Source organism: Variovorax sp. P4_D9 (genome assembly GCF_056401695.1).
Genome location: NZ_JBFUIU010000470.1, coordinates 1 through 7,129 on the forward strand (window position 1 = coordinate 1; position 7,129 = coordinate 7,129).

At 64.7% G+C, this 7,129-nt stretch carries 7 protein-coding genes and 1 pseudogene; 4 read left to right on the forward strand and 4 right to left on the reverse strand.

Going from position 1 to position 7,129, the window contains the following annotated elements:
• Positions 1–22: 22 nt before the first annotated feature.
• The 3 genes and pseudogenes from AC1DY5_RS35515 to AC1DY5_RS35525 form a co-directional block, all read right to left on the reverse strand.
• A pseudogene (locus tag AC1DY5_RS35515) lies at positions 23–1,096 on the reverse strand (phosphoketolase family protein); the annotation flags it as partial.
• Positions 1,097–1,365: 269 nt separating this feature from the next.
• Positions 1,366–1,569: a hypothetical protein gene (locus tag AC1DY5_RS35520; RefSeq protein WP_478119173.1), complete on the reverse strand. Its 204-nt coding sequence runs from the start codon at positions 1,567–1,569 to the stop codon at positions 1,366–1,368.
• Positions 1,570–1,619: 50 nt separating this feature from the next.
• On the reverse strand, positions 1,620–3,185 hold the full coding sequence (locus tag AC1DY5_RS35525; protein WP_478119175.1) for a DASS family sodium-coupled anion symporter: 1,566 nt from the start codon (positions 3,183–3,185) through the stop codon (positions 1,620–1,622).
• Between the two features lie 236 nt (positions 3,186–3,421).
• Between AC1DY5_RS35525 and AC1DY5_RS35530 the strand changes: the two genes are divergently transcribed.
• The 4 genes from AC1DY5_RS35530 to AC1DY5_RS35545 all read left to right on the forward strand — a co-directional run bounded on the left by AC1DY5_RS35530 (position 3,422) and on the right by AC1DY5_RS35545 (position 6,672).
• A complete protein-coding gene (locus AC1DY5_RS35530; protein ID WP_478119177.1) occupies positions 3,422–3,835 on the forward strand; it encodes a hypothetical protein in 414 nt (137 codons plus the stop codon).
• Between the two features lie 101 nt (positions 3,836–3,936).
• Complete coding sequence (locus tag AC1DY5_RS35535) at positions 3,937–5,403, forward strand: DUF3300 domain-containing protein (protein ID WP_478119185.1); 1,467 nt, start codon at positions 3,937–3,939, stop codon at positions 5,401–5,403.
• Positions 5,375–6,346 carry a DUF2950 domain-containing protein gene (locus AC1DY5_RS35540; protein ID WP_478119179.1) on the forward strand — a complete coding sequence of 324 codons (972 nt, stop codon included), beginning with the start codon at positions 5,375–5,377 and terminating at the stop codon, positions 6,344–6,346. The genes AC1DY5_RS35535 and AC1DY5_RS35540 overlap by 29 nt, the downstream gene beginning before the upstream one ends.
• A 140-nt stretch (positions 6,347–6,486) precedes the next feature.
• Complete coding sequence (locus AC1DY5_RS35545) at positions 6,487–6,672, forward strand: ApeI family dehydratase (protein ID WP_478119181.1); 186 nt, start codon at positions 6,487–6,489, stop codon at positions 6,670–6,672.
• A gap of 210 nt (positions 6,673–6,882) precedes the next feature.
• On the opposite strand, the gene AC1DY5_RS35550 is transcribed toward AC1DY5_RS35545, so the two are convergent.
• On the reverse strand, positions 6,883–7,129 hold a 247-nt coding region (locus AC1DY5_RS35550), incomplete at its 5' end, for an NADH-quinone oxidoreductase subunit B family protein (RefSeq protein WP_478119183.1).

Here is a 7,129-nt window from a genome sequence, read left to right on the forward strand (position 1 = left end):
GGTGCCAACGCCCTCAGCTCGGAGGTGCCAACGCCCTCAGCTCGGAGCGCAGGCGGCCGTCCGCGTCGAACAGTTCCTCGGGCTTGTAGCTCCGCAGCCAGTCCTCCAGAAGCTGCATGTTCGCGGGATTGCCGCGCATGTCGGAGAAGGGCACCTGGTGCGAACGCCAGGAGCCCTCGACCTTGTGGCCGGCAATCTCCTTCGGCCCGGTCCAGCCCTTGGGCGAGCGCAGCACGATCATGGGCCAGCGCGGCCGCTCGGCCTTGGCCGCATCGTTCGCCTTTTCTTTGATCGCGCGGATCTCGGCGATGGCGGCGTCGAGCGTGGCAGCCATCTTCTGGTGCATCTCCGAGGGCTCGCCGCCCTCGACGAAATAGGGCTTGTAGCCATAGCCCACGAACAGGGCTTCGAGCTCTTCATGGCTGATGCGCGCGAGGATGGTCGGGTTGGCGATCTTGTAGCCGTTGAGGTTGAGGATCGGCAGCACCGCGCCGTCTCGCGCCGGATTGATGAACTTGTTGGAATGCCACGCGGTCGCCAGCGGTCCGGTCTCCGCCTCGCCATCGCCCACCACGCAGGCCACGATGAGGTCCGGGTTGTCCAGTGCCGCGCCGTAGGCGTGCGAGAGGCTGTAGCCGAGTTCGCCGCCCTCGTGGATCGAGCCCGGGGTTTCCGGCGTGACGTGCGAGCCGATGTGGCCGGGGAAGGAGAACTGCTTGAAGAACTTCTGCATTCCCTCGAGGTCTTCGCTCTTGTCCGGATAGACCTCCGAATAGCTGCCCTCCAGGTAGGCGGGCCCGAGCACGCCCGGGGCGCCGTGGCCCGGCCCTGCCATGTAGATCACGTTGAGGTCGTCGCGCTTGATGACGCGGTTGAGATGCGCCCACACGAAGGACAACGCCGGGCTGGCGCCCCAGTGGCCGAGCAGCCGGTGCTTCACGTGCTCCAGCTTCAAGGGCTCCTTCAGCAGGGGGTTGTCCCTGAGATAGATCATCCCGACCGAGAGATAATTGCACGCGCGCCACCATGCATCGATCAGGCGCAATTGCTCGCTGGTCAATGGGCTTGGCGATGGTGAGTCTGGATTCTTTGGCATTCATGAGCCTCCTGGAGAGCTTGGAATCCGACGGGGCGACCGTTATTGGGGGCTGCCACCTGGCCCACAATTCCAGCGCCCGTGACCACCCATGCGAGCGCTCTCCAGTGCTCGCGCTTCTACCGCCTGCATCGAATATTGCGCCGAAGAATGCGTGCGGGCGCCGAACGCACGTCGTCAAAATGGTCAACCAGCTGTAACAAGCGGCCAACATCGACTCGGCAAATCATCGCCGCGGCGCGCGTCCGCAGCATCCGTCGAGAGCCTTCCTATCCGGGAACCCCGAACATGACCAACTGAGTCATCGCTTCTACAAGCTCCTCGTTCCACGGCGAACCGTCCGGCTTGGCCTCGACCGACTGCCGAGCACGAATGAGTGCTCTCCTCGCTTCCTGCACGTGGATGCTGTCCTGCTTGCGGTCCACCTCGGCAAGCATGTCGCCGATAGCGGAAAGTACAGATGCCCGGTCCATACAGTGCTCCTGGCGCGCTCAGTCAGGCGCGTGACAAAAGATACGCCGCCTCACATCCAGCCTAGCCAGCGCCAGTACGTGGCGGCGAAGAGCAGCATCAGCAAGTAGCCGGCCAGCGTCAGCACGATGCCGCTCTTGGCGAACTGCCGCCCGTCAAAGGTGTCGGTGCCCAGGCACACCATGTTCTGCGGCGCGTTGATGGGCAGAATAAAGCCAAAACTCACCGCGAAGCCCATCAGCATCGCTATCCCGGCCTTGTTGATTTCGCCCGGCAGCGTCTGCAGCACGGAGATCAGGATCGGTAGAAAGGCGGAAGTGAGCGCCGTGGCGCTGGCGAAGCCCAGGTGGACCAGGATCAGGAAGGCGGCAAGGATCGCGAAAATCACGAGCGGCCCCTGCGTCGCCAGCCCCGAATGCTTGACCACGAAAGCGCCCAGCCATTGGCCGGCCTGGGTCGACAGGAGGGCCGTGCCCAGGCTGATGCCGACCCCGAACACGATCAGCGTGCCCCAGGGAATGCGTTGCTGCATGGACCTCCAGTCCATGACACCGAGGCGCGGCAGCATCAGGACCACCAGCCCCGCGTAGGTGACCGTGGCCGTGTCGAAAGGATGCAGGCGTCCGCCCGTGGACCACAGCAGCAGAAGCGCCGCCGAGACGACGGCAAGGCGTTTCTGCGCGCTCGTCATCGGGCCCAGCGCGGCGAGTTCCTTGGCAACTGCCTCCTTGCCACCGCTGATCGCCTCGCTCTCAGGCGGCAGCAGCCAGCGCGTAGTGAAGTACAGGACGATCGACATCGTGATGGCCCATGGCGCGCCGGCGATCAGCCATTGCAGCCAGGTGATGCGCACGTCGAGCAGCTTGTCGATGAAGCCGATGGTCAGCAGGTTCTGCGCGGCAGCTGTCTGGATACCGACGTTCCAGATACTCGTGGCCTGCGCGACGGTGATCATGATGCTGGCGGCAAAGTTGGAGCGACGCTCCACGCCGAAGGCCAGGATCACGCCCATCATGATCGGCACCATGCAGGCGCTGCGCGCGGTGGCACTGGGCACCACCAGCGAGAGCACCACCGTGACCACGATGGCGCCGATCAGGACGCGGCGTGTGCTCGTCCCGATCTTCGAGAGCGTGACCAGCGCGATACGCCGGTCCAGGCCGGTAATGGTCATGGCGGCCGCGATCGCCAGCGCCGCACCCACCAGCGCCAGCGCGGTGCTCGAGAAGCCGTCGAGCGCCATCTCCAGGGCCTTGGACGTGCCGTAGCTGCGGCCCGGCGCATTCGCGACCGGTGCAGTTCCGATCAGCACGGCCATCAGCGAGGTGATGATGATCGCGCTGACCTCGTAGCTCACCGCCTCGCTAATCCACACGATGATGGCGAAGGCCAGAATGGCCAGCACCCGGTGTCCCGCGACAGGAAGCCCCTCCGGCGTCGGCAGCGCCAGCACCATCAGCAGCGCGGCAAAGCCGAGGTAGAGACCCCAGGGGACGGGCTTGGCAATGGGTGTCGCGTGCGCGGCGGTGTTGCGGACATCCACGGGGGGCTCCTCTTGCGGCCACCAGTATGCGGGGAATCGGGTCTTGCGGTCACGCCGTGCTGAAAAGGCGGCCATCGGACGACAGGCCTCAATTCAGGACAAAGCTCCATAGTCGATCAGGCGAAATTCTCTGAAGCCGGCCGATCTTTACGAGTTGCGCCTGTGCATGAATTGACAAACGTCAACACGAGCATGGGCGATGGACAGACAATTTTCATCCGCTGGCTCTTTCCCCCGCGCYGTGTCTCTGGCGGGGATTGCGGTAGGCGGACGCCGATCCTGGCATTGACCGCAATCAGAAGGGAACCTCTATGAAGACAAAGCTCCACACCTTGATGGCCTCTTTCGTTGTCGCGTCCGTCGCCCTCATGGGCTTCGTGGGCACGGCAACAGCGGCTGACGAGTGGTTCGTGCTCGGCGAGCAGACGATCAAGTCCACCGATCCAAGCGCAGCGATCAAGAGCGCAGGGGGTCGATGGGAAAAGGACGTCAAGCAGGTGAAGCTCTCTGCCGAGGGCGCTGACGTTCAGATCACGCAGCTCGTCCTCAACTGGGACAATCGCAAAGACGACACGTTGAAGGATGTCGGGGTCCTGAAGGCAGGGGGACAGACCGCTCCGGCGGATGCCCCGGGACGCAAGGGGCGTCTCACGTCGGTGACAGTCCAGTACAAGATCCTTGGTAATGCACCGACGGCCACCCTCAAGGTCTGGGGATTGGACTGAGCATGAGCGATCGTTAGACAATTTTCGATCGCTGGCTCTTTCTCAGCGCCGATCTCGGGAGGCACATGCGTGCAATGAGCATTCGATTCGTGCGTGCCGTGATGCTCGCCGCCTCATTGTTGTCTGCGCTGGCGGGCGCGCAGTCCCCTCCGAGTTTTTCCCGGGAGCAACTCGACCAGATGATGGCGCCCATCGCGCTGTACCCGGACGAACTGTTGTCGCAGGTGCTGATGGCCTCGACCTACCCGGCGGACGTCGCCGATGCCGCCAAGTGGTCGAAGGCGAATCCGAACCAGAAGGGCGACGCGGCACTGAAGATGGTCGCAAATCAGCCATGGGACCCCAGCGTGCAGTCGCTCGTCGCGTTCCCGCAGGTGCTGCAGACGATGGGCGACCAGCCCGACTGGGTGYAGAACCTGGGCGACGCCTTCCTCGCGTCATCGAAGGACGTTCTCGACTCTGCGCAGCGGTTGCGCGCCAAGGCTCAGCAGACCGGCAGTCTCAAGAGCACCGAGCAGCAGAAGGTGGTCGTCGAGCAGGAGCCGCAAACACAGCAGACGATCATCAGGATCGAGCCCACGAACCCTGAGGTGGTGTACGTCCCCGCGTACGACCCGACTGTGGTGTATGGCACCTGGCCCTATCCGGCATATCCGCCTTACTACTACCCACCGGCGCCTTACTACTATGGCTACTATGGCGGCTACTACCCCGGCGCGGCGCTGGCGACGGGCATCGCCTTTGGTATTGGCGTGGCCGCCACCGCGGCGCTCTGGGGCAACTGCAACTGGGGAGGCGGCAACGTCAACATTAACCCCCTCCGCTACAACAGCGTGAACACCAACCGGCAGATCAACGCCAACCAGACGAACTTCCAGCACAACGCGGCCAACCGGCGCGGGGTTCCGTACCGCGATTCGGCGAGCCGGCAGCAATTCGGCAAGGATGTCGCCGGAGCGAACCAGCGCAACGATTTTCGCGGCCGCGATACGGCGGCTCGCGACGCTCAGCGCCAGAAGGCGCAATCCCAGTTGCAGCAACGCGGCATGGACCCGGGCAAGGGCCGCGATCAGCTGCGCAACGATCCGGGCACTCGCGATCGCGCACAGGCGGCTGCGCGAGACACTGGCCGCGGAGCGGGTGCAGGCACCGGTGACCGCGCTGGTGACCGGGTTGGTAACCGTGCTGGTGACCGCGCCGGTGAAAGCGCCAGAGCGGGAGACCGCGGGCAAGTGGGCGACCGAGGCGGGCCGGGCGGGCGCGGTGGCGCCGACCAGGGGCTGTCGCGGACACAGTACGGTGGCGGCGACAACGCCTTGCGCGGCGCGGGCGGTGCCGGTGGGCAGGTCCGTCAGCAGACGAGTCGCGGCGATGCGAGCCGTCAGTCCATGGCGCAGAACCGGGGCGGAGGCGGGGGTGCCCACATGAGTGGCGGCGGCTCGCACATGGGCGGAGGCGGTGCCCGCATGAGTTCCGGGGGAGGCGGTGGTGCCCGCATGGGCGGCGGAGGTGGTGGTGCACGCGGTGGTGGTGGAGGCGGTGGGCGCGGCGGCGGCGGTCGTCGATGAGGAGGCACACATGACGCAATCCATCCACTCAGGACTCCGGACCATGTTCTTCAACGCCACATCCTTCAAGACGCTTGCGGCCTCCGCTGTGATGGCGCTGTCGCTCGCCTCGGGCGCGTCCTTCGCGCAGAAGGTCTACCCTACACCCGATGCCGCGGCGCAGGCTTTCGTCGATGCCCTTGCACATAGCGATGCCGATGCATTGCGCACTGTGCTCGGCCCCGAGCGGCGACGCTTCGTGCCGGAAGGCACCGTCGACCAGGAAGACCTCTACGAATTCCTCGCCGCATGGGCGAAGCAGCACAAGGTCGTGCTTGAACAGCCGGACAAGGCCGTGCTTGCCGCCGGGTCGGGAGACTGGACACTGCCCGTGCCCATCGTGAAGACCGCTGGGGGCTGGCGCTTCGACCCGAGAGCGGGCGTCGACGTCATGCGCAGCCGCCGCATCGGGCGCAACGAACTCGCCGCGATGCAGGCCGTGCTGGCGTACTACGACGCGCAAAAGGAATACGCCCAGAAAGACCGCGACAACAATGCCGTGCTCGAGTACGCGCAGAAATTCATGAGCGCGCCGGGCAAGCACGACGGGCTTTACTGGCCGAATGCCACCGGCCAGGACGAGAGCCCGCTCGGACCGCTCTACAGTGGCCAGAAGAGCAGCGAGGGCTACCACGGCTATCACTTCAAGGTCCTCAAGGCTCAGGGCAAGGACGCTCCGGGCGGCGCCTACGACTATGTGATCGGCAACCGCATGCGAAGCGGCTTCGCCCTCGTCGCGTGGCAGATCCACTATGGGGAGACGGGCGTGATGAGCTTCATCGTCAGCCACGACGACACGGTGTACGAGAAGGATCTCGGGCCGGGCAGCGAGGCGACCGCGCGGGCGATCACGCGTTTCAATCCGGATGCAAGCTGGCGGAAGGTTGACGTCACTGGCGGTTGATCAGGGTTTGCGTTCTCGAGTTACTGTAAGGCAAGGCTGATCAAGCCGCTGGGGGCGTCGCGACTCATCAGACGGCGCATGTAGTTCTCATGTGTATCGTTGCAATTATCATTCGACACACATTTGACGCGTGTCTTTCAATGCGACAAGGAGACGTGGAGAAGGGCGCAACGATCGAGGCGCTGAAGACTGTCACGATCAACGAAGCGTTTGTCCAGGGTCACTTTCCTCGCCGTCCCGTGGTGCCCGGTGTGTTGCTGTTGGAAGCCTTGGCGCAGGCGGCCGCGAACGCAACCACCCGTCCAAGTGACGTTGGGTCCTGTTGAAGGACGTGCGAAGCCGGCTACCCCGGGGTGCTCCATCTGGGTCGCCAGCGCGGGGACTCCTTCGCCGCGTCATGCGCAATGCCAGTTCGATTCGCTAATCGGTGTGCACCCGCTGGACTACCTGCCGTACCCACACGGAGCGGGCAGGCAGCGGACGAAGGCGTGGCACCGATCTCGGCGCCGCCTCGAACAGTGAACCGTCGGCAATCTTCATGACTGACGCTTGCCGTCCAGTGCCTGACGTTGAACGGCGCTGAGGATTCCGCGGAGGATGTCGATCGGTGTTGGCGGGCAGCCAGGTATCACCACATCGACAGGAATCACGTTCGCCACCTTGCCGCAACTGGCATAGCTCTCACCGAAGACGCCGCCGGTGCATCCGCAATCGCCGACGGCCACCACCAGCTTCGGTTCCGGCGTGGCGTCGTAGGTGCGCCGGAGTGCCTCTTCCATGTTG

Excerpts from the sequence above, each read along its gene's own strand:
- AC1DY5_RS35520 (WP_478119173.1), bottom strand. The coding sequence starts at position 1,569 with ATGGACCGGGCATCTGTACTTTCCGCTATCGGCGACATGCTTGCCGAG.
- AC1DY5_RS35525 (WP_478119175.1), bottom strand. The coding sequence starts at position 3,185 with ATGGCCGCCTTTTCAGCACGGCGTGACCGCAAGACCCGATTCCCCGCA.
- AC1DY5_RS35530 (WP_478119177.1), top strand. The coding sequence starts at position 3,422 with ATGAAGACAAAGCTCCACACCTTGATGGCCTCTTTCGTTGTCGCGTCC.
- AC1DY5_RS35545 (WP_478119181.1), top strand. The coding sequence starts at position 6,487 with ATGCGACAAGGAGACGTGGAGAAGGGCGCAACGATCGAGGCGCTGAAG.